The sequence below is a fragment of the Pseudomonas sp. stari2 genome, from assembly GCF_040760005.1.
GTDB lineage: Bacteria > Pseudomonadota > Gammaproteobacteria > Pseudomonadales > Pseudomonadaceae > Aquipseudomonas.
The window spans coordinates 1746566-1772257 of the sequence record NZ_CP099760.1; the positions used below are offsets into that span (position 1 = coordinate 1746566).

General features: G+C 60.6%; 27 protein-coding genes and 1 riboswitch. Of the genes, 13 read left to right on the top strand and 14 right to left on the bottom strand.

The annotated features are described in order from the left end of the window. Genes NH234_RS08020 through NH234_RS08030 form a run of 3 tightly spaced genes read right to left on the bottom strand, consistent with a single transcriptional unit; the run spans position 1 to position 2687 of the window. Entirely contained in the window at positions 1-789 is a 789-nt protein-coding gene (locus NH234_RS08020; RefSeq protein WP_085729989.1) for an ABC transporter ATP-binding protein, read from the bottom strand. Next, positions 786-1601 (bottom strand): ABC transporter permease, encoded by an 816-nt coding sequence (locus tag NH234_RS08025; protein ID WP_085703829.1) that lies wholly within the window; start codon positions 1599-1601, stop codon positions 786-788. Before NH234_RS08025 ends, NH234_RS08020 begins: the two co-directional genes overlap by 4 nt. Before the next feature lie 18 nt (positions 1602-1619). Next, complete coding sequence (locus tag NH234_RS08030; RefSeq protein WP_085729991.1) at positions 1620-2687, bottom strand: putative urea ABC transporter substrate-binding protein; 1068 nt, start codon at positions 2685-2687, stop codon at positions 1620-1622. 63 nt (positions 2688-2750) lie between these two features. Then, positions 2751-2851, bottom strand: a riboswitch (guanidine-I (ykkC/yxkD leader). Between the two features lie 284 nt (positions 2852-3135). Here NH234_RS08030 and NH234_RS08035 point away from each other — a divergent pair. Together NH234_RS08035 and NH234_RS08040 are read left to right on the top strand one after the other, a co-directional pair. Next, the gene (locus NH234_RS08035; RefSeq protein WP_085729992.1) at positions 3136-3402 is read left to right on the top strand and encodes a hypothetical protein; all 267 of its coding nucleotides are present in this window, start codon (positions 3136-3138) and stop codon (positions 3400-3402) included. Between the two features lie 178 nt (positions 3403-3580). After that, positions 3581-3970 (top strand): hypothetical protein, encoded by a 390-nt coding sequence (locus NH234_RS08040; protein WP_085729993.1) that lies wholly within the window; start codon positions 3581-3583, stop codon positions 3968-3970. Positions 3971-4022: 52 nt separating this feature from the next. Here the strand turns inward: NH234_RS08040 and NH234_RS08045 are convergent, their stop codons facing one another. After that, positions 4023-5135 carry an enoyl-CoA hydratase/isomerase family protein gene (locus NH234_RS08045; RefSeq protein ID WP_085729994.1) on the bottom strand — a complete coding sequence of 371 codons (1113 nt, stop codon included), beginning with the start codon at positions 5133-5135 and terminating at the stop codon, positions 4023-4025. A gap of 132 nt (positions 5136-5267) precedes the next feature. On the opposite strand from NH234_RS08045, the gene ung reads away from it, so the two are divergent. Beyond that, positions 5268-5963, top strand: coding sequence for a uracil-DNA glycosylase (gene ung, locus NH234_RS08050; protein ID WP_085710669.1), 696 nt, complete (start codon positions 5268-5270; stop codon positions 5961-5963). 3 nt (positions 5964-5966) lie between these two features. On the opposite strand, the gene NH234_RS08055 is transcribed toward ung, so the two are convergent. The 5 genes from NH234_RS08055 to NH234_RS08075 are packed head-to-tail and all read right to left on the bottom strand — an operon-like array spanning position 5967 to position 11333. Beyond that, positions 5967-6998: an AbrB family transcriptional regulator gene (locus NH234_RS08055; RefSeq protein WP_085729995.1), complete on the bottom strand. Its 1032-nt coding sequence runs from the start codon at positions 6996-6998 to the stop codon at positions 5967-5969. Next, positions 6991-8505, bottom strand: coding sequence for a tripartite tricarboxylate transporter permease (locus NH234_RS08060; RefSeq protein WP_085729996.1), 1515 nt, complete (start codon positions 8503-8505; stop codon positions 6991-6993). The genes NH234_RS08055 and NH234_RS08060 overlap by 8 nt, the downstream gene beginning before the upstream one ends. Position 8506: 1 nt before the next feature. Beyond that, on the bottom strand, positions 8507-8965 hold the full coding sequence (locus NH234_RS08065; RefSeq protein ID WP_085730118.1) for a tripartite tricarboxylate transporter TctB family protein: 459 nt from the start codon (positions 8963-8965) through the stop codon (positions 8507-8509). Between the two features lie 58 nt (positions 8966-9023). Further along, entirely contained in the window at positions 9024-10001 is a 978-nt protein-coding gene (locus NH234_RS08070) for a Bug family tripartite tricarboxylate transporter substrate binding protein (protein ID WP_367256255.1), read from the bottom strand. Positions 10002-10040: 39 nt separating this feature from the next. Continuing rightward, entirely contained in the window at positions 10041-11333 is a 1293-nt protein-coding gene (locus NH234_RS08075) for an OprD family porin (protein ID WP_085729997.1), read from the bottom strand. 237 nt (positions 11334-11570) lie between these two features. On the opposite strand from NH234_RS08075, the gene NH234_RS08080 reads away from it, so the two are divergent. Both NH234_RS08080 and NH234_RS08085 read left to right on the top strand, forming a co-directional pair. Beyond that, positions 11571-12242 carry a response regulator gene (locus NH234_RS08080; RefSeq protein ID WP_085729998.1) on the top strand — a complete coding sequence of 224 codons (672 nt, stop codon included), beginning with the start codon at positions 11571-11573 and terminating at the stop codon, positions 12240-12242. Then, the gene (locus tag NH234_RS08085) at positions 12235-13620 is read left to right on the top strand and encodes a sensor histidine kinase (RefSeq protein WP_085729999.1); all 1386 of its coding nucleotides are present in this window, start codon (positions 12235-12237) and stop codon (positions 13618-13620) included. The genes NH234_RS08080 and NH234_RS08085 overlap by 8 nt, the downstream gene beginning before the upstream one ends. A 2-nt stretch (positions 13621-13622) precedes the next feature. Here NH234_RS08085 and NH234_RS08090 read toward each other — a convergent pair whose 3' ends face one another. Beyond that, the gene (locus NH234_RS08090; protein WP_085730000.1) at positions 13623-14444 is read right to left on the bottom strand and encodes an HDOD domain-containing protein; all 822 of its coding nucleotides are present in this window, start codon (positions 14442-14444) and stop codon (positions 13623-13625) included. 35 nt (positions 14445-14479) lie between these two features. Then, the gene (locus NH234_RS08095) at positions 14480-15421 is read right to left on the bottom strand and encodes a folate-binding protein YgfZ (protein ID WP_367256258.1); all 942 of its coding nucleotides are present in this window, start codon (positions 15419-15421) and stop codon (positions 14480-14482) included. A 149-nt stretch (positions 15422-15570) separates the two neighbouring features. Here NH234_RS08095 and NH234_RS08100 point away from each other — a divergent pair, with 149 nt between their 5' ends. Beyond that, positions 15571-15825, top strand: a complete 255-nt coding sequence (locus tag NH234_RS08100; protein WP_065257636.1) for a succinate dehydrogenase assembly factor 2 — start codon at positions 15571-15573, stop codon at positions 15823-15825. After that, positions 15809-16261, top strand: coding sequence for a protein YgfX (locus NH234_RS08105; RefSeq protein WP_367256260.1), 453 nt, complete (start codon positions 15809-15811; stop codon positions 16259-16261). Before NH234_RS08100 ends, NH234_RS08105 begins: the two co-directional genes overlap by 17 nt. Here NH234_RS08105 and nadB read toward each other — a convergent pair. Beyond that, complete coding sequence (gene nadB, locus NH234_RS08110) at positions 16230-17846, bottom strand: L-aspartate oxidase (RefSeq protein ID WP_085730003.1); 1617 nt, start codon at positions 17844-17846, stop codon at positions 16230-16232. The two genes, NH234_RS08105 and nadB, sit on opposite strands and share 32 nt — an antisense overlap. Positions 17847-18404: 558 nt before the next feature. Here nadB and rpoE point away from each other — a divergent pair. The 4 genes from rpoE (at position 18405) to NH234_RS08130 (ending at position 22232) form a co-directional block, all read left to right on the top strand. Then, positions 18405-18986 (top strand): RNA polymerase sigma factor RpoE, encoded by a 582-nt coding sequence (rpoE, locus tag NH234_RS08115; RefSeq protein ID WP_003172477.1) that lies wholly within the window; start codon positions 18405-18407, stop codon positions 18984-18986. Between the two features lie 31 nt (positions 18987-19017). Further along, positions 19018-19605, top strand: coding sequence for an anti sigma-E factor RseA C-terminal domain-containing protein (locus NH234_RS08120; RefSeq protein WP_085730004.1), 588 nt, complete (start codon positions 19018-19020; stop codon positions 19603-19605). Positions 19606-19613: 8 nt separating this feature from the next. Next, positions 19614-20576: a MucB/RseB C-terminal domain-containing protein gene (locus tag NH234_RS08125; RefSeq protein ID WP_085710237.1), complete on the top strand. Its 963-nt coding sequence runs from the start codon at positions 19614-19616 to the stop codon at positions 20574-20576. 207 nt (positions 20577-20783) lie between these two features. Beyond that, complete coding sequence (locus tag NH234_RS08130) at positions 20784-22232, top strand: DegQ family serine endoprotease (protein ID WP_085730005.1); 1449 nt, start codon at positions 20784-20786, stop codon at positions 22230-22232. A 77-nt stretch (positions 22233-22309) separates the two neighbouring features. On the opposite strand, the gene NH234_RS08135 is transcribed toward NH234_RS08130, so the two are convergent. Next, entirely contained in the window at positions 22310-23743 is a 1434-nt protein-coding gene (locus NH234_RS08135) for a M48 family metalloprotease (RefSeq protein ID WP_085730006.1), read from the bottom strand. Between the two features lie 97 nt (positions 23744-23840). Between NH234_RS08135 and NH234_RS08140 the strand changes: the two genes are divergently transcribed. Together NH234_RS08140 and NH234_RS08145 are read left to right on the top strand one after the other, a co-directional pair. After that, on the top strand, positions 23841-24080 hold the full coding sequence (locus tag NH234_RS08140; RefSeq protein ID WP_007963279.1) for a sulfurtransferase TusA family protein: 240 nt from the start codon (positions 23841-23843) through the stop codon (positions 24078-24080). Positions 24081-24112: 32 nt separating this feature from the next. Then, complete coding sequence (locus NH234_RS08145) at positions 24113-25183, top strand: AI-2E family transporter (RefSeq protein WP_085730007.1); 1071 nt, start codon at positions 24113-24115, stop codon at positions 25181-25183. Positions 25184-25217: 34 nt separating this feature from the next. On the opposite strand, the gene NH234_RS08150 is transcribed toward NH234_RS08145, so the two are convergent. After that, a complete protein-coding gene (locus NH234_RS08150; protein WP_085730008.1) occupies positions 25218-25691 on the bottom strand; it encodes a peroxiredoxin in 474 nt (157 codons plus the stop codon). Position 25692: the final 1 nt, after the last annotated feature.

The following is a 25692-nucleotide window of genomic DNA, read 5'->3' on the forward strand; positions in this document are numbered from 1 at the left end:
TCAAGCGGTTCGAAGGGCGCTTGCCAGTTGCACCGGCAGGGCGTCGACGGCGGCGCGTTGGGCACGGCGGTCGCTGTTCAAAGGGATGTCGTAAGTGATCCGGGCGCCATAGGCACCGGGGGCGTGCGGGTCGAGGCGGACCTTGTCGAACACCAGCAGACGGGTGCCGAGGCTGAAACCTTCGGACAGGTCGTGGGTGACCATGAACACGGTCAGTTGCGTCTCGCGCCACAGCTCCAGCAGCAGCGCGTGCATGTCCTTGCGAATGCCCGGATCGAGCGCGCCGAACGGTTCGTCGAGCAGCAACACGCGCGGCCTCATGATCAACGCTTGGGCGATCGCCAGCCGCTGTTGCATGCCGCCGGACAGTTGCGCCGGGTACTTGTCCAGCGCATGGCCGAGGCCGACTTTTTGCAGCAGCGCCGTGGCCTGTTCGCGGGCGTCGCGTTTGGCGCGGCCGAACAGACGCCCGAGCAGTGGCGCCCGGGGCAGTTCGAGGCCGAGGGCGACGTTGTCCAGCACGCTCAAGTGCGGGAACACCGAGTAGCGCTGGAAAACCACGCCACGGCTGGCATCCGGTTCGCGGGCCAGTGGCTGGCCGTCGAGCAGAATCTCGCCGCGACTGGCGGTTTCCTGACCGAGCAGCAGGCGCAGGAAGGTCGATTTACCGCAGCCCGAAGCTCCGACCAGCGTGCAGAACTCACCCTCATTGACGTTGAGGTTCAGCCCTTCAAGCACCACTTGGTCGGCGTATTGCTGCCAGACGTTTTTCACTGTGATGAAGCTCATTTGGCTGCCCCCTCATACCAGGGGAATGCACGCCGGGTCAGGCACTTGAGGCCCCAGTCCATCAGCCAGGCGAGCAGGGTGATCCACACCACGTACGGCAGAATCACATCCATCGCCAGGTAACGACGCACGAGGAAAATCCGGTAGCCCAGACCGTCGGTGGAGGCGATGGCTTCGGCGGCGATCAGGAACAGCCACGCCGAACCGAGCATCAGCCGCAATGAAATCAGCAGGCGCGGCAACAGCTGCGGCAGAACCACGCGCAGCATCAGGGTCCAGGTCGAGGCGCCGAGGGTCTGCGCCTTGATCAGCAGTTCGACCGGAATGTCCCGCGCGCGCTGTTCCAGATCACGGGCGAGAGCCGGGGTGATACCAATCACGATCAGCATCACCTTCGACAGCTCGCCGAGGCCGAAGACGATGAACAGAATCGGCAGGATCGCCAGGGGTGGCACCATCGATAACACCGTCAGCATCGGCGACAACGGTGCGCCGAACAGCGGCAGGGTTCCAGCCGCGATGCCCAGACACAGCCCGGCCAGCGCGGCGATACCGAGGCCGATGGCCAGGCGTTGCAGGCTCGCGGCGGTGTCCTGCCAGAGCAGATATTCACCGGTGCGGCTGTCGGCATTGAATGCCAGGCGCTTCACCGCATCGGTCATCTGCACGGCACTGGGCAGCAGTTTGTCGTTGGGGTTCTCCGCCAGACGCTCGGCCGAGCCCATGAAATAGGCGAACAGCACCAGGGCGAACGGCAGGATCACCAGCAGCAGGCGACTCGGGCGATCCGGGTGGCGATTGATCAGGCGCATGGCCAAATCCTCCGTGGCTTACAGCTTGGCGTCGGCGGCCATCTGCACGTAGGTCGGATCGAAGCGCAGCTTGAGATTGCCGGTGTCGCCGCTGGTCACGCCGTTGGCGAAGGTCATGCCGACGGCACTGGTGTCCCTGGCGCCTTCGCCGAGCAAACCGTGCTGGAACGAGAACTCGGCGACCCTGCGCATGGTTTCCGGCAGTTGCTTGCTGGTCGCGAACGCCAAGGCTTCTTTGGGTGTGGCGAACAGTCTGGTGGTGTCCAGTTGCGCCTGGAATCCGGCCAGATCAGTGCCCGACGCTTTGGCCATATGTTCCAGCGCCGCTTTACTCGCAGCGTTTTTCGCGTTCATCAGCTCGACCACTTCGAACCACGCGCCGGTCAGCGCCTTGCCCAGCGCCGGGTTGTCTTTGAGGGTGGCGCTGTTGACCACCATCATGTCCATGATTTCGCCGGGGATCTGGCTGGAATTGAAGACTTCGGTCACGCCGGGTTTGGCCTTGATGTCCGAGAGCATCGGGTTCCAGGTGGTGACGGCGTTGACCTGCTCGGTGTTGAAGGCGGCGGAAATGTCGGCGTCGGAGGTGTTGACCACTTTCAAGTCTTTCTCGGTCAGGTCGACCGAGTCCAGCGCGCGGGCCAGCAGGTAATGCGAGACCGACAGTTCGACCAGGTTGACGTCCATACCCTTGAGGTCGGCAACTTTCTTGCCCTCGCCTTTGAGAACGATGCCGTCGTTGCCGTTGGAGAAATCGCTGACGATCAGCGCGGTGCTGTCGACGCCGCCGGCGGCCGGGATGGTCAGCGCGTCCATGTTGGTCATGGTGCAGCCGTCGAACTGACCGGCGGTGTACTGATTTATCGATTCGACATAGTCGTTGAGCTGGACCACATCGATTTTGATCCCGTATTTCTTCGCCCATTTATCGACGATCCCTTGGCTGCCGACATATTCCCATGGCATCCAGCCGGCGTAGATCGTCCAGCAGACACTGAAGTGGTCTTTCTGCGCGGCGGGGGATTGGGTGCTGACGAGCGCGGCGAACGCGGCGGCGAGCAGGGCGGGCAAACGTAGTCGGGACATGGTGGCTTCTCCAGTTGATCGAGGGCGGACAGGAAGGCAACGCGGCACCGCGAACGGTGGCTTGTCTCCCGGGCTTTTGTCCCGCCGTGTAACCTCAACTGGAGGTCGCCAACTCTCGGACCAGCCACTCGCAGATGCGAGCCGGAACCCTAGTCAGCCATTGCAAATTGTGGTGCCGCGAACCTGTGATGACTCCTGCACGGGCTTGCTGAAGCGAGAGGCGTGCCAAGTCGCGGCGAGCCTTCTGCTACGCGGCTTGCGGGTGGAGGGATTCGGTTGGCAGGTGGCGGCGACGCTTTGTGTTGGTGCGCGCCTGCACCGTGATGCAGCGTAATGGCCGCTGATCCGATGCTCGGTGGGGCATGGGCACTCGGTAGCGGTTAGCCAGTCAAAACTGATGTCAGCCGGTCTGTGCCGACTGCTGTCACAGGTCTTCCAGGAGGCCGTCATGAGTACTGCAAAATTGCTGCGTCGGGCGCTGCTGGGAGCAGTGCTCGGTCTGGGGCTGTCCGGCTGTTATTACTACGGTGGCGGCTACGATGCCTACCCCGCAACCTATTACTATCCCGGCTATTACTCTCCCTATTACTACGGTGGCTATTACGGCCCGCGCTACTACGGTGGCGGTCGCTATTACTACTACGGTGGCCATGGTTATCGCGGAGGGTACGGGCGGGGTTATCACGGCGGTGGATACCATGGAGGCCACCACTAATCAGCGGCTGAATGGCGGCGTTTGCGGATGAACAAGATTTCATGAATCACTTGTATCAAGTTGTTACTGAAACGCACCAGATTCCGAAAACGCTGTCAGATATTTCGTCAGTCGCCGAATGAAAGACTGACGCCTGCCAGCGTCGCTGGTGTGGCTACCCGCGGTCCAGGAGGCCGCCATGTATCGCCGAATTCTTCTGCTTGCCGTGATGCTTTTTTCGATTGGCGGTTGCGTCCCTTACTCCTACGGAGATGGCTACTACACCTCAGAGGTCTACACCTCCCAATCTCCTTCGTACTACAACAGCGGTGGCACTTATTACAGCGGCGGCAGCACCTATTATTCGGCCCCGCGCTACTACCAGCCAGCGCCACGTTATTACCAACCGGCGCCACGTTATTACTCGGCGCCCCGGTACTACCAACCGGCCCCGCGCTACTACGAGAGCCGCCGCTGGCATGGCGATGATCGTGGACGCTGGGATGGCCACCGTCGTGGTGGCTGGGACGATCACCGCGGTCGTGGTAACTATGACCGCGGTGATCACTGGCGCGGTAACCGCTGGTAACCAACCGCAAAAAAAGCGGCGCATTGAGCGCCGCTTTTTTTATGCCCGGATTTCAGTAACTGGACAGATCCGCCAACGGATGCCTTCCCTCCCACACCTTGTGAAAGTGCGCCTCGACCACCGCTTCCGGCACCCGGGCGATGTCCGGCCAGTGCCAGTGCGGTTTGTGGTCCTTGTCGATCAGTCGTGCCCGGACCCCTTCGCTGAACTCCGGATGTCGGCAGCAATTGAGGCTCAGGGTGTATTCCATCTGAAAGACTTCGGCCAGCGACAAGTGGCGGGCGCGAACGATCTGTTCCCAGACCAGATGCGCGGTCAGTGGCGAGCCTTCGCTCATGGTTTTCGCGGCACGGGCAATCAACAGGTCGCTGCTGTCGCGATGCAGGCTGAGGGCTTTCCAGGCGCAGGTCACGTCGCTGACATCCAGCCATTCATCGATCTGCTGCCGCCGCGGCAGCCATTGCGCCTCAGGCATTTGCGCCACGGCTTCCTGCTGCAGCGCCTTGAGCAGGCTGTTGAGCTGCATGGCGGTCTGTTCCTGCCAGTTCAACTGCAACAAACCGTCGATCAGTTCCTGTTGCTGTTCGTCGAGCAGGAAGCGATCGGCCAGATCCAGATCAATCGCATCGCGACCGTTCAAGTGTGCGCCGGTCAAACCCAGGAACAAACCGAGCTTGCCCGGCAGGCGCGACAGGAACCAACTGGCACCGACATCCGGGTACAGGCCGATACTGATTTCCGGCATCGCCAGACGACTGCTCGGCGTGACGATCCGGATGCTCGCGCCTTGCAAGAGACCCATGCCGCCGCCCAGCACATAACCGTGGCCCCAACAGATCAACGGCTTCGGGTAGGTGTGGAGGCTGTAGTCCAGCCGATATTCAGCATTGAAAAACTGTGCGGCCAGCGGCGGCACTTCGCCGGGATGGGCGCGACAGGCTTCCACCAGACTGCGCACTTCGCCGCCGGCACAGAAGGCCTTGGCGCCATTGCCGCGCAGCAGCACGCAGACGATTTGCGGATCCTTGGCCCAGGTGTTCAGTTTGTCGCTCAGGGCGTGGATCATCGGCAGGGACAGCGCGTTGAGCGTCTTTTCGGCATCCAGCGTGGCCACGCCGATGCGCGCGCCGTCGGTGCCGGTGAGTTCTTCGAAGTGCAGATTCATCGTGACCTCGATCGGGAATTTGAACGATCAGTATGATCGCTGTGTGGGAAAGTGCCGGATCTGCGTCAGATCAATTGACAAGCGTGGTCGGCTTTCCTAGGGTTCGCCCCATTGTTTTTGCCGGGTATGACCATGACTGCTGACGACCGTATCAAACTCGAACCGAGCTGGAAGGAGGCACTGCGTGCCGAATTCGACCAGCCCTACATGGCAGAGTTGCGCAATTTTCTGCAGCAGGAGCGGGCGGCCGGCAAGGAAATCTATCCGCCGGGACCGCTGATTTTCAATGCGTTGAATTCCACCCCGCTGGACAAGGTGAAAGTGGTCATCCTCGGCCAGGACCCGTACCACGGCCCGGGCCAGGCCCACGGCTTGTGCTTCTCGGTGCAGCCGGGGGTACCGGCGCCGCCTTCGCTGGTCAACATCTATAAAGAGTTGAAGCGCGACCTCAACATCGACATCCCCAACCATGGCTATCTGCAGAGCTGGGCCGATCAGGGCGTGTTGATGCTCAACACCACCATGACCGTCGAGCGCGCTAACGCCAATGCGCACAAGGACAAGGGCTGGCAGTTTTTCACCGACCGGATCATCGAAGTGGTCAGCCAGCGGCAACCGCATCTGGTGTTCATGCTCTGGGGCTCCCATGCCCAGAGCAAACAGAAGCTGATCGACGCCACCAAGCATCTGGTACTGACTTCGGTGCACCCGTCGCCGCTGTCGGCCTATCGCGGCTTCCTCGGCTGTGGGCATTTCAGCCGCACCAACAAGTTCCTGGAGCAGAACGGCGAAGCGCCGATCGAGTGGCGTCTGCCGTCAGTGGTCTGATTCTCAAGGATGGCGGTTCCAGTATTTGAACAACGGTTCCGCCAGAAACAACACGAACAACAGCCGCATCACCTGCATCGCCGTTACCAGCGGTACCGACAGTTGCAAGGTTTCCGCCGTCAGGCTCATCTCCGCAATGCCGCCGGGCATCATGCCAAGGGTCAGTGATCGCAGATCCAGATGCGTCATTGCACTCAGTCCCAACGCCGCCAGTGTCGCTATCAACATGGTCAGCGCCGTACCGATCAACGTGCGCCCCATGAACGACGGCGCTCGGCGGAAGAACTGCCGGTTGAAGTGACAGCCCAATCCGCTGCCGATCAGCCACTGACCAATCTGACTGCCACCATTGGGCAGGCCGATGTGCAGATCCCAGCCGATGCTCACCGCCGCGCTGACCAGCAACGGCCCGAACAGCCACGGATTGGGCTGGCGCAGACGTTGCCAGAGCCACGCGAGCAAACCGCCCGCCGGAAAAAGAATCGCCAGCCAGCGCCAATCGACGCTGCCGGCGTGAGAAATCGGGGCACCATCGCCCAGCAAATATTTGAAGGCCGCCGGCACACACAGCACCACCACCAGCACCCGCAGACTTTGCCCGGCCGCGACATGGCTGAGCATCGCGCCGTTGCGTGCGCCGAGGTTGACCATCTCGCCGGAGCCACCGGGCATGCTGGAGAAGAATGCCGTGGCGCGATCCTCACCGGTGCGGCGCATCAGCCACACGCCGACCACCGCTGACAGGCTGGTGACCAGCGCGCCGAAGAAGATCAGGCCGAAGTGGCTCAGTACCTGCTCCATCACCAGCGGGGTGAAGTGCAGGCCGATGCCGATCCCGACGATCCACTGGCCGCACTTGCGGCCGCCAGGGATTTCGGTGAGTTGCCACGGAGTCAGGCAGCGCACCAGGATGATCGCCAGTAACGAGCCGACCATCCACGGCAGCGGCCAGCCGATCTGGCTGGCGATGAAACCGCCAAGCAGACCGACCAGCGGGGTTCCCCACCACGCTTTAAGGGAGAGCCGATCAGACATCGGCGATAGCGCGTTGCGCGGCCGAGCGTTTGCGCCAGATGCGCAGCAGTGGCATCAGCAACATGATCGCGGTCAGCACCCAGACGCCGAAGGTGATCGGGCTCGACCAGAGAATCTCCAGCGCACCGTTGGAGATCGACAGCGCCCGGCGCAGGTTCTGCTCCATCAGACCACCGAGGATGAACCCCAGCAGGACCGGCGACAGCGGGAAGTCCAGTTTGCGCAGGATGTAGCCGAAGATGCCGATGCCGACCATCAGGAACAGGTCGAACGTGGTTGCATGCACGGCGTACACACCGATCCCGGTAATGATCGCGATCACCGGCACCAGCGCCCAGTTCGGCACGGCGAGGATGCGGGTGAAGATGCGGATCATCGGGATGTTCAGGATCACCAGCATGATGTTGGCGATGAACAGCGAGGCGATCAGGCCCCAGACGATGTCCGGTTGTTGCTGGAACAGCAGTGGGCCCGGGGTGATGTTGTACAGCGACAGCGCGCCGATCATTACCGCCGTGGTACCCGAACCCGGAACACCGAGGGTCAGCATCGGCACCAGCGCGCCGCAGGCGGAGGCACCGATAGCCGTTTCTGGCGCAGCGAGGCCGCGCGCGTCGCCCTGACCGAACTTGCCGCTGGCTCCGGCGATGCGTTTCTCGGTCATGTAGGCCACGGCACTGGCCAGGGTCGCGCCGGCGCCAGGCAATACGCCCATGATGAAACCGAGCAGGCCGCAACGGATGTTCACCACGAACACCGACGCCGCTTCCTTGAAGTTGAACATCATCCGCCCGGTGGCTTTCACCGCTTCCTGGCCGCGATGGGTTTTCTCCAGCAGCAGAAGGATTTCGCTGATCGAGAACAGGCCCAGCACCAGCACCACGAACTGAATGCCGTCGGTCAGGTGAATGTTGTCGCCGGTAAAACGGTACACGCCGCTGTTGGCGTCGATGCCGACACTGGACAGGAACAGACCGATCAACGCCGCAATGAACGTCTTCAGCGGTCGGTCACCGGCCATGCCGCCGAGGCAGACAATCGCGAACACCATCAGTACGAAATATTCCGCCGGCCCGAAGGCAATCGCCCATTTCGCCAGCAGCGGCGCGAACAACACCATGCCGCAGGTGGCGATGAACGCACCGATGAACGAGCTCCACGCCGACAGCGACAGCGCGACCCCGGCCAGACCCTGGCGGGCCATAGGGTAGCCGTCGAGGGTGGTCATCACGGTGGAGGCTTCGCCGGGAATGTTCAGCAGGATCGAGCTGATCCGGCCGCCGTATTCGCAACCCAGGTACACCGCTGCCAGCAGGATCAGCGCCGACTCCGGCGGCAAGCCGAGGGCGAAGGCGATGGGAATCAGCAACGCCACACCATTGATCGGGCCCAGGCCCGGCAACAGGCCGACCACGGTGCCGATCAGCGTACCGGTCAGCGCCGTGACCAGGTTGTAAGGGCTCAGCGCGACGCCGAAGCCCTGTCCCAAATATCCGAGCGTATCCATATCAGTTCTCCAGAACGTCGAGCAGGCCGAGGGGCAGCGGTACGTCCATCAGACGGTCGAACAGCAGGTACAGACCGATGGCCATCAGCGTGGTCACCACGATGCTGGGCAACCAGCGGCCGCCGTACAGGCGCGCCATCGGGATGCCGATCAGGCAACTGCTGAGGATGAAGCCCAGCGGTTCGAACAGACCGGCGAACACCAGCAGCAACAGCACGCAGATGCCGATCTTGGTCAGGGTTTCGCGGTCCAGCGGCGGCTCGTCTTCACTGTGTTTTATCGGTGCCGGGCGAAACACCATGTACAGCAGCGCCAGGCTCATCAGGCCAAGCATCAGCAGGGGAAACGCCCGCGGGCCGACCGGCTCGTAGGAAAACGCAGCCTGATAAGGCCACGCCATCAGTGCCAGGCCGGCACAGGCCAGCAGCAACACCGAGGCAAAAATGCGTTGAATCAGCATGAGGAACTCCTGGGCCATGACCTCGATGCGCGAGGCCATGGCCGCTAGACAGAGACGATCACTGGATCAGGCCGAACTCTTTGGCCAGCACTTTGTAATCCGCGACTTGCTTCTTCACGTAGGTGTCCAGCTCCGGGCCGGTCATGGCGAACGGGAACAGTTCACGCTGATCACGCAGCTTGGCGAACTCTTCGGAAGCCAGCAGTTTGTCGAAGGCACCTTTCCACCAGGCGTAGTCTTCATCGCTGACTTTCGGCCCGAGGTAGAAGCCGCGAACCACCGGCCAGACAATGTCGTAGCCTTGCTCGCGAGCGGTCGGGATGCCTTTCATTTCCGGCTCGTCGAGGCGGTTTTCAGCGAACACGGCCAGCAGGCGCATGTCGCCGCTCTGGATGTGCGGCATGGAGTCGGAGATGTCGGTGCTGCCGACCTGGATGTGGCCGCCGAGCAGGGCGGTGGCGATCTCGCCGCCACCTTCGAGGGCGACGTAACGCAGGTCGCGCGGGTTGATCCCGGCGGCTTTGGCGATCAGTGCGGTCTGCATCCAGTCCTGGCTGCCGACGGTGCCGCCGGAACCGATGACCACGGCACTCGGATCTTTCTTCAGTGCCTGAACGAGATCATCAAGGGTTTTGTAGGGCGAGTCGCTTTTCACTGCGATGGCACCGTAGCTGGTGCCGACCGCCGCCAGCCAGCGCACGTTGGTTTCATCGAAACGACCGAACTTGCCTTGCGCCAGGTTCAGCAGCGAACCGCTGGACCAGGCCACCAGCGTACCGGCGTCCGCCGGGCGCTGCGCCACGACGGCGTTGTACGCCACCGCGCCGACGCCGCCGGGCATGTAGGTCACGCGCATCGGTTTGGTCAGCAGCTTTTCGTTGACCAGCGCGCTTTGCGCCAGTTTGCACGTCAGGTCGAAACCGCCGCCGGGGGAGGCCGGGGCGATGCATTCCGGGCGTTTCGGTTCAGCCATCAGTTGACTGGCGAACAGCATGACGCCAGCGGCCAGAGCGACTTTACGCAGTGATAAGTTCATTTATGTCTCCTTGGGAGTTGTTGTTATGGACGTACTGAATTACCAAAGGGCAACGCTGTAGCTCACCAGCAGACGCACTTCATCGGCATCGCGAGCGGAGTAGTTGGAACGGTAAGTGGCATTACGCAAACGCACGGCAACGTCCTTCAGGGCGCCGCTTTGTACTACATATTTGATCTCGGTGTTGCGCTCCCACTCTTTGCCTTCGTCACCGTTCTTGAGCTTGATGTTGTCACCGCTCAAGTAGCGACTCATGAAGCTCAGACCGGGGATGCCGAGTCTGGCGAAGTCGAAGTCGTAACGGGCCTGCCACGAGCGTTCTTCTGCGCCGGCGAAGTCGTTGATCTGCACGAAGTTGACCAGGAACGGGTCGCTGCCATCGACATACGGGAACGCGCTGTCGCCGGACATGTGCTGATAACCGGCGGTGAACTTGTGGCCGCTCAGGGCATAACTGACCAGACCGTTGAGCGAGCGGTTGTCGATCTTGCCGCCACGGGCTGCACCTTGATCGTCACTGACGGCGAAACGCAGGTCGGTGGCGAAGGTGCCCGGACCCATCGGCCGCGAGGCGACCAGTCCGAAGAAGTGCTGGTTGTAGACGTCGTCGAGTTGGGCGAAGTGGTAACTGCCGGTGATCTTGTCGGTGAACTTGTAGTCCACGCCTGCAAAATCGAAGTGCTTGCCGGCGACGGTGCCGGCGAAACGGCCGTTCTTGTTGTTGAGGGCAATGTCCTCGAAATCGGTGCTGTCGCGGTCCTTGGCTTTTTCCAGGCGCCCGCCGGTGAAGGTCAGGTTCTTGATCTCTTTGGAGGTCAGCAAACCACCTTCGAACGTCTGCGGCAGGATGCGCCCGTCGTTCGGCTTGAGGATCGGCAGTTCCGGAATCAGGCTGCCGATTTTCAGTTCGGTGGCGGAAATCTTCATTTTGCCGGTCAGGCCGACCTTGGAATATTCGTCCGCTGCGCGCCCGTCATCATGGGTCGGCAGCAGGCCGGTGCCGGTACGGTCCGGGCTCGAATCGAGCTTGACCCCCAGCATGCCCAACGCGTCGACACCAAACCCCACGGTGCCGTCGGTATAACCCGATTGCAGATTGAGCATGAACCCCTGGGCCCACTCGTCGCGCTTGGACTGTTGGGCACTGGTGCCGTCGCGGAAGTCGCGGTTGAAATACATGTTGCGGGTTTCGAAGGTGGCAGAACTGTCTTCGATGAAATCGGCGTAGCTCATCGGTGCGAAACCGGCGAGGGCGGCGGCACTGGCAAGGGCGGTGTGGCTGAAACGGGAAGGACGAACAGGCGTATGAGCCTTGGTCTGCAAGGACGGCATGCGGGGTGTACTCCGTTTATTGTTCTTATTGGTCGAAAACGCTTCGAGGCGTTTTTCTTATCGCTGTGTGGCATCAGCGACGGCAGTCGGAACTGTCCGTGGGCCGACTCTAACGGCCCAACCTTTCGCTAACCTTTCAGCGGACTTTCCCGGATTTCGGGCTTCACAGCGGCGGTTGCGGCTGTAAACTCCGCGGCAAAGAGTGGCGTCGGCCATCCCTGAATGAGGTAGAGATCCATGCGTGTTCTGCTCGTCGAAGACCATTTGCCACTGGCCGAAAGTGTCGCCCAGGCGCTTAAGAGCACCGGTCTGACCGTGGACGTGTTGCACGACGGCGTGGCCGCTGACCTGGCCTTGGGCAGCGAGGAGTACGCGATGGCGATTCTCGATGTCGGCCTGCCGCGCATGGACGGATTTGAAGTGCTGGCACGCCTGCGGGCCCGGGGCAAGAACCTGCCGGTGTTGATGCTGACAGCTCGCAGCGACGTCAGGGATCGAGTTCATGGGCTCAATCTCGGGGCCGACGATTATCTGGCCAAACCGTTCGAACTGACCGAGCTTGAGGCTCGGGTCAAAGCCCTGTTACGTCGCAGTGTACTCGGCGGCGAACGTCAGCAGCGTTGTGGTGTACTGGCCTACGATCTGGATACTCGACGCTTCACCCTCGGCGAAGAACTGCTGACGTTGACGTCCCGCGAGCAAGCGGTGCTTGAGGCTTTGATTGCGCGTCCGGGCCGGGTGATGAGCAAGGAGCAACTGGCGTCGCAAGTGTTCGGCCTCGACGAGGAGGCCAGTCCCGACGCCATCGAAATTTACGTGCATCGTCTGCGCAAGAAGCTCGACGGCCAACCGGTGGCCATTGTGACCTTCCGTGGCCTTGGCTACCTGCTGGAAAGCCGTGATGCATAAGCCCAGCAGCCTGCGCTGGCGGTTACTGTGGAACCTCGCGCTGTTGCTGGTGGTGTTGATGCTGGCCAGCGGCCTGAGCGCTTACTGGAACGGTCGCGAAGCTGCCGACACCGCTTATGACCGCACCTTGCTGGCGTCGGCGAGGACCATCGCCGCCGGCCTTTCGCAACGAGATGGCAGTCTCAGTGCCGACGTGCCTTATGTGGCCCTCGACACCTTCGCCTATGACAGCGCAGGGCGCATCTATTATCAGGTCAACGACATCCATCAGAAGCTGATTTCCGGCTATGAAAACCTGCCGGGCCCACCGCCTGGGACACCAAGAACCGACAGCTACCCGGCGCTCGCGCGTTTCTATAACGCCACGTATCAGGGCCAGAACGTGCGCGTCGTCAGTCTGTTGAAAGCCGTGACCGAACCGAACATGAACGGCATGGCGGAAATTCGCGTTGCCGAGACTGACGAGGCGCGCGTCAGCATGGCCCGCAGTCTGGCGGCCGACACTTTGTTGCGACTGGGCATGCTGGCAATCGGCGCATTGCTGCTGGTGTGGTTTGCCGTCAGCGCGGCGCTGCGCCCGATCGAGCGTTTGCGCACGGCAGTGGAGGAGCGTCAGCCCGACGATCTGCGGCCCTTGCCGCTGGTGGAAGTGCAGCACGAATTGTGGCCGCTGGTGCGGGCGCTCAATCACTTCACCGAGCGCCTGCGCGGGCAGTTCGAGCGGCAGGCGCAATTCATCGCCGATGCGGCCCACGAACTGCGCACACCGCTGGCGGCGCTCAAGGCGCGACTTGAGTTAGGGCTGCGCTCAAGCGAGCCGCAGACCTGGCGCGACACATTGGAATCATCGGCCCAAAGCACGGATCGGCTGACCCATCTGGCCAACCAGTTGCTGTCGCTGGCCCGGGTGGAAAACGGCGCCCGGGCGATTGCCGAGGGCGGCGCGCAGTTGCTTGATCTGAGCCAATTGGCCCGTGAGCTGGGCATGGCCATGGCGCCGCTGGCTCATGCGCGCGGCGTGGCGTTGGCACTGGAAGCGGACGAACCGGTCTGGCTGCGCGGCGAGCCGACATTGCTCAACGAACTGCTGAGCAATCTGGTGGACAACGCGCTGGCGCACACGCCGTCGGGGGGCAACGTGATATTGCGAGTGAAGTCGCCGGCGGTGCTGGAGGTTGAAGACGACGGCCCGGGCATTCCGCAGGATGAGCGTGACCGGGTGTTCGAGCGTTTCTACCGGCGCAATCAGCAAGTCGCCGGTTCCGGGCTGGGGCTGGCGATTGTCGGGGAAATCTGTCGCGCGCATCTGGCGCAGATCACGCTGCATGATGGCGAGCAGGCGGGGTTGAAGGTGCGGGTCAGCTTTATTGCCGGCTGAGATCAGTAAAACATCGACCGCGACTCTTCCAGGTCGGCACACAGCACTTTGTTGTCCGGATCGATCCCCAGTTTGCGGAAGGCTGGCACGCTGAAAGGGTCGATGCGGGCTAGGGGATGGTCGGTGTCCTTATGGCAATACAGGCTGGCCACTTGTACCAGATCCACGTAATCGATCTGCAACGAATCGCGCTTCAAGTCCTCATACAGCCCCGGCAACTCCACCAGCCGCTCGGGGAACTCCCAGACCCGCAGCAACTTGTCGCCCAGCAGCGGATGAATGTGGTCGATCACGTGGTTGAGGCTGACCGGGTCGGACAGCAATTCGTAGTGGTCTTCGGCGTAGGTCAGGATCGGCAGCACACCGATCTGGTGCACCAACCCGCCCAGCGCGGCCTGGTCGGGCTTGAGCTGGGTATAACGGCGGCACAGTGCGTAGCTGACACCGGCGATTTCCAGGCTCTTGCGCCAGACTTCGCGCATTTTCTGTTCGACCACTTCAGAGCGGGCGTGGAAGATTTGCTCCATTACCAGACCGATCGCCAGGTTGCTGCTGTAGTTGACGCCCAGACGGGTGATCGCCGTGTGCAGGTCGGTGACTTCCTGGGTCGCACGCAGCAGCGGGCTGTTGACCACTTTGATCAGGCGCGCCGAGAGCGCCGTGTCGCGGCCGATCACTTTGCTCAGGTCGCTGACGCTTATGTCCGGGTCTTCGGCGGCCTTGCGAATCTGCAGGGCCACTTCCGGTAACGTTGGCAGAACCAGGTCATCGTTATCGATGGCCTCAACCAAATCCTGTTGGACCTTATCCGCCAGATCACTCATGTCATTTCTCTAGGGTGTTGCAACAAATGCTGCGATCAACGCTGGATTTCGCGGTCGCGATCCAGTTCGTAAGGCAGGTCGAGCAAGTGCAGCGCCGGGCCTTCGGTCGTGCCCAGATGCAAATCGCCTGCCTCGGCAGCTTCGGCCTGCAACACCGCCAGCAGTTCAATATTTTTCTCGGCGCGGGCGGCCAGCACCACTTCGCCGATGGAGCTGCCGTGGCTCGGGGCGAACAGCGGGGTGCCCGGCTCCGGCAGTTCGCTTGCGTCCAGTTGTACGCGGTACAGGCGACGTTTGAGTTTGCCCAGGTACTGCATGCGCGCGACGATTTCCTGGCCGGTGTAGCAGCCTTTCTTGAAACTAACGCCGCCGACGGCTTGCAGATTGAGCATCTGCGGAATGAACAGTTCGCGGGTGCTCGGCATGACCTGGCCGATACCGGCACGGATCTGGCCCAGCAGCCATTGATTGAGTTTGGCTTCGGTCAATTGCGCAGACAGCTTGCCTTTGATGGCATCGGCTTGATCGGCTGGCGCCCAGAGTTCGGCGCGGTCGGGGGAGACGCGAATCGCGATCAGCCCTTCGTGGCGAACCACGCTGTCAGTGTCCGCCGGCAGTTCCAGACCCAGGCTACTCAGGGCTGCATCCCCATGCTCCAGACCGAAACGCACCCATGAGGCACTTTCGTCGGTCAGTTTCGATTTGGAAAACACCGCGTACTTTTTCAGATCCGCCAGTTGCGGCTCCAGCAACTCGCCGGCCATCGCCAGCAGCACGCCGTCGCCCTCGAGCACAATGCGGAAACTCGACTGCATGCGGCCCTTCTGCGTGCAGCGGGCGCCGAGGCTGGCCCGGTCGTCACTCAGGTAATTGATATTGCAGGTCAACTGGCCTTGCAGGAATTTGCCGGCATCCGCGCCGCGAACCGCGAGAACGCCTTCATGAGTCAGGGTGCAGAAAAAAGCAGAATCGGCCATGGGTCATCGCAGGGTAAATAGACTGGGGCACATCATAAGGGGGTGGTGTTGAAATGGGTAGTTGATAAAGGATCGGTGGTGCCCGACCAAAGCCGACTGTTCCGCCCGTCTCGGGCCTGTATACTTGCGGCCTATTTGAGGAGCGCTCCATGGTCGAACAAGTTGAACTGAATCGCCTCTTTTGGCACAGCCGCCGCGGCATGCTCGAGCTTGACGTGTTGCTGGTGCCGTTCGTGAAAGAGGTCTACTCGAATCTGAACGAGGTGGACCGCGCGCTGTATGTCCGCCTGCTGGAATGCGAGGATCAGGACATGTTCGGCTGGTTCATGGAACGCAGCGAGTCCGAAGATCCGGAGCTGCAACGCATGGTTCGCATGATTCTGGATCGTGTCCAGCCCAAGTAACACGTTCGAATGCCGCTGGCAGGCCTCACGGCAATTGCTGGCGGCGTATCTCCTGGCCCAGGCGCTCGCCCTGTGCGCTTTGTTTCTGTTTGTCATCCCTTTCTGGGTCAGCCTGCTCGGTGGCGTTGCCTGCCTGATCCATGCGGCGTGGGTGTTGCCCCGCGAGATTCTGCTGAGTCATCCCAAGGCATTCTGCGGATTGCGCCGCGACGGCGATGGCTGGCAATTGTGGAATCAGTCCGATGGCTGGCAGCCGGTGCAGTTGCGCCCGGACAGTCTGGCGCTGCCAGTGATTGTGGTTTTGCGCTTTCGATTGCGTGGGGAGTGGCGGGTCAGGTCGATCTGCGTGCCCCGGGATGCGCAGGCGGCGGATCTGCACCGACGCCTGCGGGTACGCCTCAAGTTCAGCCGGCGTAGGTGGGCGGCACCAAAATAGTGTCGAGCGCCTCGGGCAGCAGGTCCGGGTAATCGAGGGTGTAATGCAGGCCTCGGCTCTCCTTGCGCTCCATGGCTGAGCGGATCATCAGTTCCGCTACTTGTGCCAGGTTGCGCAACTCGATCAGATCGCGGCTGACTTTATAGTTGCTGTAGAACTCGTCGATTTCGTCCAACAACAGACGCACGCGGTGTTGTGCGCGTTGCAGGCGTTTGTTGGTGCGCACGATGCCGACGTAGTCCCACATGAAACGCCGCAGCTCATCCCAGTTGTGCGCGATGATCACGTCTTCGTCGGAGTCGGTCACCTGGCTCGCATCCCAGGCGGGCAGGGCGCGGGGAATGGCAATGTCGGACAGTTGTTCGAGAATATCCGCGGCTGCCGAACGGGCATAAACGAAGCACTCCAGCAGCGAGTTGCTGGCCATGCGGTTGGCGCCGTGCAGGCCGGTGAAGCTGGTTTCACCGATGGCGTACAGTCCGGGCACGTCGGTGCGGCCCTGTTGGTCAACCATGACGCCGCCGCAGGTGTAGTGCGCCGCCGGTACGACCGGAATCGGCTGTTTAGTGATGTCGATGCCGAATCCGAGGCAGCGCTCGTAAACCGTCGGGAAGTGCGTCTTGATGAACGCTTCGGGTTTGTGGCTGATGTCGAGATAGACGCAATCGACACCCAGACGCTTCATCTCATGGTCGATGGCCCGGGCGACGATGTCCCGGGGCGCCAGTTCGGCGCGCGGGTCGAAACGCTGCATGAAACGCTCGCCGTTCGGCAGCTTCAAATGCGCGCCTTCGCCGCGCAGGGCTTCGGTGATCAGGAAACTCTTGGCCTGCGGGTGATAGAGGCAGGTGGGATGAAATTGATTGAATTCCAGGTTCGCCACCCGGCAGCCCGAACGCCAGGCCATGGCGATGCCATCACCACAGGCGCCGTCGGGGTTGCTGGTATAGAGGTAGACCTTGGCGGCGCCGCCGGAAGCCAAGATCACAAAGCGTGCGCCGTAGGTGTCGACTTCGCCGGTCTTGCGGTTGAGCACGTAGGCGCCGAGGCAACGGTCGCCGTTCAGTCCCAGGCGTCGTTCGGTGATCAGATCGACCGCTACGCGCTGTTCCAGCAGTTCAATGTTCGGGCGCTGTTTTGCCTGGGCCAGCAAGGTTGTGAAGATGGCCGCGCCGGTGGCATCGGCGGCGTGGATGATGCGGCGGTGGCTGTGGCCGCCTTCGCGGGTGAGATGGAACTCGAATCCGCCGTCTTCAGTCCCGGACTGTTCATCACGGGTGAACGGTACGCCCTGGTCAATCAGCCACTGGATCGCCTCTTTGCTGTGCTCGACAGTGAAACGTACCGCATCTTCATGGCACAAACCGCCACCGGCATTGAGTGTGTCATCGACGTGGGATTCGACAGTGTCGGTGTCGTCCAGCACGGCCGCGACGCCACCCTGGGCCCAATAGGTCGAACCGTTGGCGAGATCGCCCTTGCTCAATACGGCGATGCGCAAGTGACCGGGCAGGGTCAGCGCGAGACTCAAACCGGCAGCGCCGCTGCCAATCACCAAAACATCGTGTTGAAACTGTTGGCTCATTTCAGGATTCCGCTCAAAGCGACCCGGGTCGGGGTTGGCGCAAGACAGGCGGATGGGCGAGTCGAGACAGCCACACAGCCCACTAGTATATAGAGGGGTGGGGCGGCACAATAGCCGAGCCGATATGGCATTGTGAAACTACCGTGACGGAAAAATCCGGACGTTTTGTCGGATGTTTTTTTCACAGGTTTTGGGAAAAAGCGACTGTATCGCAGATGAAACACGCTTTTTCCACTCACGGTTGCCCAATGTCGGCATGGCCGGTCTATAAATATTTGGAACTTTTGCCAGAGGCCCAAGATCAATAGACGGTTGCCCGAAACAAGGGACAGTGTCGGCTTCAATGCGGAACCTGCGGTTGGGTTCTAGCCGGCGAGCCGATTAAAAGATTATTCGCGCAGCCGGTTTATCCCGCGCTGCGTTTTTCGTGCGTGCCAAATCAGAGCCCGCAGGAAACTTGCTTGGAGGGGGAGAACTTTTGCGAAAAGCCCGAGTCTATGTTTGCAAGTCCGGTCGTTTAGTCATGCAAGCTTCCTCCGAGTTTATCGAGGAGTGTTCATGCTAACCCAGGAAGAGGATCAGCAGCTGGTCGAGCGCGTTCAGCGCGGTGACAAGCGAGCTTTCGATCTGCTCGTGTTGAAGTATCAACACAAAATTCTCGGGTTGATCGTGCGTTTCGTGCACGACACCCATGAAGCCCAGGATGTTGCTCAAGAAGCCTTTATCAAGGCTTACCGGGCACTAGGAAATTTCCGCGGAGACAGTGCGTTTTATACGTGGCTTTACCGCATCGCCATCAACACGGCGAAAAACTATCTGGTTTCACGCGGCCGCCGGCCGCCGGATAGCGATGTCAGTTCCGAGGATGCAGAGTTCTATGACGGCGATCACGGCCTGAAGGACCTCGAATCTCCTGAACGTGCATTGCTGCGGGATGAGATCGAAGGCACCGTCCATCGAACCATTCAGCAACTGCCAGAGGATTTGCGCACGGCTTTAACTTTGCGCGAATTCGATGGTCTGAGTTACGAGGACATCGCGAGTGTCATGCAATGTCCGGTTGGTACCGTGCGCTCCCGGATTTTCCGCGCCCGGGAGGCCATCGATAAAGCCCTGCAGCCATTGTTGCAGGAAAACTAAAGACAGCGGCGACAGCCAAGAGAGGAACGCCATGAGTCGGGAAGCCCTGCAGGAATCGCTGTCCGCAGTGATGGATAACGAAGCGGACGAACTGGAATTGCGTCGAGTGCTCAACGCACTGGATGATGTTGAAACTCGCGAAACCTGGGCTCGTTACCAGATCGCTCGGGCAGCCATGCACAAGGATCTACTGCTCCCGCGCCTGGATCTCGCTGCGGCAGTCTCTGCTGCGCTGGAAGATGAAGCCACTCCAGCCAAAGTGTCCCGCGGTCCATGGCGCAGCCTGGGTCGTCTGGCTGTTGCAGCCTCGGTGACCGTTGCTGTTCTGGCAGGCGTTCGTCTGTATAACCATGACGAAATTGCCGGTGTCGAACTGGCGCAGCAGTCCAATCAGCCAGCGCTGGCGACTCCTCAGGTCAAGGGGCCTGCGGTGCTGGCAGGCTACAATGAGAGTTCTGAAGCCACTGGTCCTATGGTCAATGGTGTGCTGCAAGGCCAGCCAGGCTGGCACGATCAGCGTTTGCCGGGTTATCTGCGTCAACATGCTCAGCAAGCTGCGCTGAAAGGTACTGAAAGCGCACTGCCTTATGCACGAGCAGCCAGTCTGGAAAACCGTTAAGGAGGATCATGCGCGCCATACCTCTACTTTCGCTTCTGCTCAGTGGCTGGTTCATCGTTCCAGCCCACGCCGATGAGGCCCAGGATTGGCTGACCCGCCTGGGCCAGGCCGAGCAGCAGCAAAGCTTTCACGGCACATTCGTTTACGAGCGTAACGGTAGTTTTTCTACCCACAGCATCTGGCATCGCGTCCAGAACGGGCAGGTTCGCGAGCGTTTGCTCCAGCTCGACGGTTCGGCACAGGAAGTCGTACGCATTGATGGGCATACTCAATGCGTCAGCGGCACCCTGATTGCGGGGCTGGGAGATTCACCAAACTCTGCCGCTCGTCCTCTCGATCCACAGAAGCTGAAGAATTGGTATGAGCTTGCCGTGATCGGTAAGTCGCGCGTGGCCGGGCGTGACGCGGTAATTGTATCGCTGACGCCACGGGATCAGTATCGCTACGGATTTGAATTGCATCTGGACAAGGAAACGGGCTTGCCACTCAAGTCGTTGCTGCTCAACGACAAGGGCCAGTTGCTTGAGCGGTTCCAGTTCACTCGACTGGATACTGCCGAGGTTCCATCCGACAAGGATCTCCAGGCAGCCTCCGACTGCAAGCCTGTCAACCTCGACAGTGACAAGGCTTCAGCCGTCAAGACCGCGCAGGTCTGGCGATCCGACTGGCTGCCGCCGGGTTTTGAACTCACCAGCAGTTCCTCGCACAAGGACCCTGACACCAAGACCCAGGTCAACAGTCTGCTGTATGACGATGGTCTGGCGCGTTTCTCGGTGTTCCTGGAACCACTGAACGGGGCCGTCGTCACGGATACCCGGACTCAGCTGGGGCCAACGGTTGCCGTATCCCGCCGTTTGACTACGCCTCAGGGCGAAATGATGGTGACGGTGGTCGGCGAAATTCCAATCGGTACTGCCGAACGGATTGCCTTGTCGATACGCAACGATGGCGCTGCAACCAGCAAGCAGTGAGCTGATTTCAGCAGTTTTCACTTCGTGTTCGAGACATGAAATGTTTGCTGAGTATTTTCATTTGCAAATAATCCGAAAATTTTTTATAGGTCAGATCCTCACGGCTCTGGCCTTGTTTTGTTGTTCCCGGAACAAAAATGCCGGCCTGTAGTTTCCGGTGTTCCTTGCTCCATATCGCTTAACCCTGCTCGTCGTAACGGGAGCTGTATGTCGATACCAAGCTTGAAGTCTTATCTCTCCATTGTCGCCACCGTGCTTGTGCTCGGTCAGGCTGTTCCTGCAGTCCAGGCGGCTGATGCGGCCAGTCCGGTCAACCTGCCGGATTTCACCCAGCTGGTCGAACAGGCCTCGCCTGCGGTGGTGAACATCAGTACCACGCAAAAGCTGCCGGATCGCAAAGTGAACCAGCAGATGCCGGACCTGGAAGGCTTGCCGCCGATGCTGCGTGAGTTTTTCGAACGAGGCATGCCGCCGCAACAGCGTTCTCCGCGTGGTGATCGCCAGCGTGAAGCGCAATCGTTGGGTTCGGGCTTCATCATTTCTCCGGACGGCTACATCCTGACCAACAACCACGTGATCGCCGATGCCGACGAAATTCTCGTTCGCCTGGCAGATCGCAGTGAAATGAAAGCCAAGCTGATCGGCACCGACCCGCGCTCCGACGTGGCCCTGCTGAAAATCGAAGGCAAGGATCTGCCAGTACTCAAACTCGGCAAATCCCAGGACCTGAAGGCAGGGCAGTGGGTGGTCGCGATCGGTTCGCCGTTCGGCTTCGATCACACGGTGACCCAAGGCATCGTCAGCGCCGTTGGCCGCAGCCTTCCAAACGAAAACTACGTGCCGTTCATTCAGACCGACGTGCCGATCAATCCGGGGAACTCCGGTGGTCCGCTGTTCAACCTGAACGGTGAAGTGGTGGGGATCAACTCGCAGATCTACACCCGTTCCGGTGGTTTCATGGGTGTTTCGTTCGCTATTCCGATCGACGTTGCCATGGACGTATCCAACCAGCTGAAAAGCGGTGGCAAGGTCAGCCGTGGCTGGTTGGGCGTGGTCATTCAGGAAGTGAACAAGGATCTGGCCGAATCGTTCGGTCTGGAAAAACCGGCCGGTGCGCTGGTGGCGCAGATCCAGGATGACGGTCCGGCTGCCAAGGGTGGCCTGCAAGTGGGCGACGTGATCCTGAGCATGAATGGTCAGCCGATCGTCATGTCCGCAGACCTTCCTCATCTGGTCGGTGCACTGAAGGCTGGCGCAAAGGCCAATCTGGAGGTGATTCGTGAGGGCAAGCGCAAGAATATCGAGCTGACAGTCGGCGCGATTCCTGATGAAGACAAGGAACTGGATGCCCTGCCGAAATCCGGTGTCGAGACCAACAGCAATCGCCTCGGTGTTTCGGTCGCTGAGCTGTCTGCAGAACAGAAAAAAACCTACGACCTGAAAGGTGGTGTGGTCATCAAGGAGGTGCAGGACGGTCCAGCCGCCCTGATCGGCCTGCAGCCAGGCGACATCATCACTCACCTGAACAATCAGGCCATTGGTTCGGCCAAGGAGTTCGGGGAGATCGCCAAGGCACTGCCGAAGAATCGCTCGGTATCGATGCGGGTTCTGCGTCAGGGTCGCGCCAGCTTCATCACGTTCAAGCTGGCTGAATGATCCAGTAGCGGTTGAGTAAAAAAAACCGCCTCGAAAGAGGCGGTTTTTTTGTGTCCGGAGTTTTTCCTGGAGCGGGCTTATCCCATCATGTCCTTGATCATGCGTTCCTGCTCCATCAGTTCGCGCTGACGCGCATCGATACGCGACGACAGCGGGAAGTTGCTGCCGGCCTTGCGTTTGGCGAAGTCCAGTTGCTGGATGGCCTGGCGATAATCGCCAACCAGCGCGAAGTACTCGGCGCGAGCTTGATGCAGGCCGATGATATTGCCCGACAGGCCGCGGGTCTCAGCCACCTGATACCAGACATCCGGATCGTTCGGACGTGATTTCAACAAGCCTTCCAGGGCTTTCTCCGCATCGGCGGTGCGATTCTGTTTTAGTAACAGATCGACTCGCACCTGATTCAGCGGATAGTTGCCCGGATACTGAGTCAGCATGCGGTCGACCCGAGACTGCGCCTCCGCAAGACGATTGTTGGTGATATCCAGATCGACCTGGGCGAGGTTGTAGATGAGCTCGTTCGGCGATTTTTCCAACAGTTGCTTAAGATTCTCCCGCGCTTCATTCAACTGGCCACCCTTGATCTGGGCGATCGCCAGACCATAACGGGCCACGTCGTTTTTCGGGTTCTCATCCAGCTGTGCGCGGAAACGCTTCGCGCCAAGGCCCGGGGTTTCCTCGTAGATCAGTTGCACCCGCGCGCGGATCAGTTGATAGCGCATGCTGTCCTCGATACCACCGGGCTTGGCCTGTTCCGCACGGTTGCGGGTGTCGGCGATACGCGATTCGGTTACCGGGTGAGTCAGCAGGAATTCGGGAGGCTTGGCGTCGTAGCGGTACTGGCGCATCAGGCGTTCGAACATGGTCGGCATGGCGCGCGGGTCGTAACCGGCCTTCTCCAGGTTGAGAATGCCGATGCGGTCGGCTTCCTGTTCGTTCTGGCGCGAGAAGGTTCTTTGCGATTGGATCGCCGCTGCCTGAGTACCTGCAATGGTCGCGATTCCGGCCTCACCGCCACCCGCGGCCGCAATGACGATCCCGGCCAGCAACGCGGCCATCATTGGCACCTGCATCCGCTGCGACGCCTCGACGCCACGAGCGAAGTGGCGTTGGGACAAGTGAGCCAGTTCGTGAGCCAGTACCGAGGCATATTCGCCCTCGGTCTGGGCATTGAGGAACAGGCCGCCATTGACCCCGACAATCCCGCCCGGTGCCGCGAAGGCGTTGAGCTGCGGGCTGTTGATCAGGATGAATTCCAGGCGTCGGTCGTTGACCTGGCTGGTTTCCACCAGTTTATAGACGCTGGACTCGACGTAGTCCTTGAGCTGTGGATCGTTGAGCTGTGAAACCTGGCTGCGCAGCAGCGCCAACCACGCGCGGCCCAGTTGGTATTCCTGTTGTGGCGAGACAATGGCAGAGCTGGCGTCACCGAGTGATGGCAGGTCGTCGGCGAAGCCCGGTGAGGCGAGCAGGCAAGCGAGCGTCAGCAGGGTAGGGCGCAGAAATGTCATGCACAAAGCCTTAGTCGACAAAGACCTTACTGTAGCCGGACACCGGGCTTGCGACCAGATATTCTAGGCAGCCTGACCCTCTGAACCGGAGTAACGCATGACCGATGCTGTAGCCCATGACTGTGAACTGGACGCCAGCGGCCTGAATTGCCCGTTGCCGTTGCTCAAGGCCAAGATGGAACTGAACAAGCTTCCCAGCGGTGCGGTACTCAAGGTGATTGCCACTGACGCCGGCTCGCAACGCGACTTTCGCACCTTTGCCCGGTTGGCCGGTCATACGCTGCTGCGTGAAGAAGACGAGGCGGGCGTCTACCGTTACTGGTTGAAAAAAGCCTGAAACCGACAGCGTAAAAGACCTAAGGATTATTGATGTTCAAAGTGTTACGCGACTGGATTCAGCGCTACTTTTCCGATGAGGAAGCCGTGGTGCTGGCGGTGTTGTTGTTTCTCGCCTTCACCGCCGTGCTTACCCTCGGCGGAATGCTCGCGCCCGTGCTCGCGGGGATGGTGCTGGCGTATCTGATGCAGGGGCTGGTGGTCACCCTGGAGCGTCTGCGAATGCCCGGTGGTGCAGCGGTGGGTCTGGTGTTTGCGCTGTTCATGGGCGTGCTGTTGTTGTTCATCGTCGTGGTACTGCCGTTGCTCTGGCATCAATTGATCACGCTGTTCAACGAGTTGCCGGGCATGCTCGCCAAGTGGCAATCGCTGCTGTTGCTGCTGCCGGAGCGCTATCCGCATCTGGTGTCCGACGAGCAGGTGCTGCAAGCCATTGAAGCGGCGCGCGGCGAGATCGGTAAATTCGGTCAGTGGGCACTGACATTCTCGTTATCGAGCCTGCCGTTGTTGGTGAACATCATGATCTACCTGGTCCTTGTGCCGATTCTGGTGTTCTTCTTCCTCAAGGATCGGATGATGATCGGCGAGTGGGTGCGCGGCTATTTGCCACGTGAACGGGCACTGATCACCCGGGTTGCCGAGGAAATGAACCGGCAGATCGCCAACTACATTCGTGGCAAAGTCATCGAAATCGTGATCTGTGGCGGGGTGACCTATATCGCCTTCGTCGCCCTCGGGCTGAACTACGCGGCGCTGCTGGCGTTGTTGGTGGGCGTGTCGGTGGTGGTGCCGTATGTCGGGGCGGTGGTGGTGACGGTGCCGGTGATGTTGATTGCACTGTTCCAGTGGGGCTGGAGCGATCAGTTCATCTATCTGATGGCGGTCTACGGAATCATTCAGACCCTGGACGGCAACGTGCTGGTGCCGTTGCTGTTTTCCGAAGCGGTCAACCTGCACCCGGTGGCAATCATCTGCGCGGTGCTGTTGTTCGGCGGGTTGTGGGGCTTCTGGGGTGTGTTCTTCGCGATTCCGCTGGCGACGCTGTTCAAGGCTGTGCTTGATGCGTGGCCGCGCAAGGAACCGGTGGTGGCGCCATTACTCTGAAAGCGATTCGGCGCCCGCAAGGGCGCCGAAAGGATCAGGCCTTGTTCAGCGCCTGAGCAGCGGCCAGCACTGCATCCACGTGACCCGGTACTTTCACGCCGCGCCATTCCTGACGCAGAACGCCATTCCTGTCGATCAGGAACGTGCTGCGATCCACGCCCATGTATTCCTTGCCGTAAAGTTTTTTCAGCTTGATCACGTCGAACAGCTGGCAGACGGCTTCGTCCTTGTCGCTGATCAGTTCGAACGGAAACTCCTGCTTGCACTTGAAGTTCTCGTGGGACTTCAGGCTGTCGCGGGAGATACCGAAGATTTCCGTGTTGGCAGCCTTGAACGCTGCGTATTGATCGCGAAAGCCCTGACCTTCGGTGGTACAGCCCGGGGTGCTGTCCTTCGGATAGAAGTAGATCACCACTTGCTTGCCCTTGAGGGCCGAGAGGCTGACGGTCTGCCCGCTGGTGGCGGGGGCTTCGAAGTCGGCAACCGGTTGATCGATAGCTACGGCCATG

What these genes read in the sequence shown, in the direction of transcription:
- NH234_RS08020 (WP_085729989.1), bottom strand. Translation starts at nt 789, where the DNA reads ATGAGCTTCATCACAGTGAAAAACGTCTGGCAGCAATACGCCGACCAA.
- NH234_RS08025 (WP_085703829.1), bottom strand. Translation starts at nt 1,601, where the DNA reads ATGCGCCTGATCAATCGCCACCCGGATCGCCCGAGTCGCCTGCTGCTG.
- NH234_RS08030 (WP_085729991.1), bottom strand. Translation starts at nt 2,687, where the DNA reads ATGTCCCGACTACGTTTGCCCGCCCTGCTCGCCGCCGCGTTCGCCGCG.
- NH234_RS08035 (WP_085729992.1), top strand. Translation starts at nt 3,136, where the DNA reads ATGAGTACTGCAAAATTGCTGCGTCGGGCGCTGCTGGGAGCAGTGCTC.
- NH234_RS08040 (WP_085729993.1), top strand. Translation starts at nt 3,581, where the DNA reads ATGTATCGCCGAATTCTTCTGCTTGCCGTGATGCTTTTTTCGATTGGC.
- NH234_RS08045 (WP_085729994.1), bottom strand. Translation starts at nt 5,135, where the DNA reads ATGAATCTGCACTTCGAAGAACTCACCGGCACCGACGGCGCGCGCATC.
- ung (WP_085710669.1), top strand. Translation starts at nt 5,268, where the DNA reads ATGACTGCTGACGACCGTATCAAACTCGAACCGAGCTGGAAGGAGGCA.
- NH234_RS08055 (WP_085729995.1), bottom strand. Translation starts at nt 6,998, where the DNA reads ATGTCTGATCGGCTCTCCCTTAAAGCGTGGTGGGGAACCCCGCTGGTC.
- NH234_RS08060 (WP_085729996.1), bottom strand. Translation starts at nt 8,505, where the DNA reads ATGGATACGCTCGGATATTTGGGACAGGGCTTCGGCGTCGCGCTGAGC.
- NH234_RS08065 (WP_085730118.1), bottom strand. Translation starts at nt 8,965, where the DNA reads ATGCTGATTCAACGCATTTTTGCCTCGGTGTTGCTGCTGGCCTGTGCC.
- NH234_RS08070 (WP_367256255.1), bottom strand. Translation starts at nt 10,001, where the DNA reads ATGAACTTATCACTGCGTAAAGTCGCTCTGGCCGCTGGCGTCATGCTG.
- NH234_RS08075 (WP_085729997.1), bottom strand. Translation starts at nt 11,333, where the DNA reads ATGCCGTCCTTGCAGACCAAGGCTCATACGCCTGTTCGTCCTTCCCGT.
- NH234_RS08080 (WP_085729998.1), top strand. Translation starts at nt 11,571, where the DNA reads ATGCGTGTTCTGCTCGTCGAAGACCATTTGCCACTGGCCGAAAGTGTC.
- NH234_RS08085 (WP_085729999.1), top strand. Translation starts at nt 12,235, where the DNA reads ATGCATAAGCCCAGCAGCCTGCGCTGGCGGTTACTGTGGAACCTCGCG.
- NH234_RS08090 (WP_085730000.1), bottom strand. Translation starts at nt 14,444, where the DNA reads ATGAGTGATCTGGCGGATAAGGTCCAACAGGATTTGGTTGAGGCCATC.
- NH234_RS08095 (WP_367256258.1), bottom strand. Translation starts at nt 15,421, where the DNA reads ATGGCCGATTCTGCTTTTTTCTGCACCCTGACTCATGAAGGCGTTCTC.
- NH234_RS08100 (WP_065257636.1), top strand. Translation starts at nt 15,571, where the DNA reads ATGGTCGAACAAGTTGAACTGAATCGCCTCTTTTGGCACAGCCGCCGC.
- nadB (WP_085730003.1), bottom strand. Translation starts at nt 17,846, where the DNA reads ATGAGCCAACAGTTTCAACACGATGTTTTGGTGATTGGCAGCGGCGCT.
- rpoE (WP_003172477.1), top strand. Translation starts at nt 18,405, where the DNA reads ATGCTAACCCAGGAAGAGGATCAGCAGCTGGTCGAGCGCGTTCAGCGC.
- NH234_RS08120 (WP_085730004.1), top strand. Translation starts at nt 19,018, where the DNA reads ATGAGTCGGGAAGCCCTGCAGGAATCGCTGTCCGCAGTGATGGATAAC.
- NH234_RS08125 (WP_085710237.1), top strand. Translation starts at nt 19,614, where the DNA reads ATGCGCGCCATACCTCTACTTTCGCTTCTGCTCAGTGGCTGGTTCATC.
- NH234_RS08130 (WP_085730005.1), top strand. Translation starts at nt 20,784, where the DNA reads ATGTCGATACCAAGCTTGAAGTCTTATCTCTCCATTGTCGCCACCGTG.
- NH234_RS08135 (WP_085730006.1), bottom strand. Translation starts at nt 23,743, where the DNA reads ATGACATTTCTGCGCCCTACCCTGCTGACGCTCGCTTGCCTGCTCGCC.
- NH234_RS08140 (WP_007963279.1), top strand. Translation starts at nt 23,841, where the DNA reads ATGACCGATGCTGTAGCCCATGACTGTGAACTGGACGCCAGCGGCCTG.
- NH234_RS08145 (WP_085730007.1), top strand. Translation starts at nt 24,113, where the DNA reads ATGTTCAAAGTGTTACGCGACTGGATTCAGCGCTACTTTTCCGATGAG.
- NH234_RS08150 (WP_085730008.1), bottom strand. Translation starts at nt 25,691, where the DNA reads ATGGCCGTAGCTATCGATCAACCGGTTGCCGACTTCGAAGCCCCCGCC.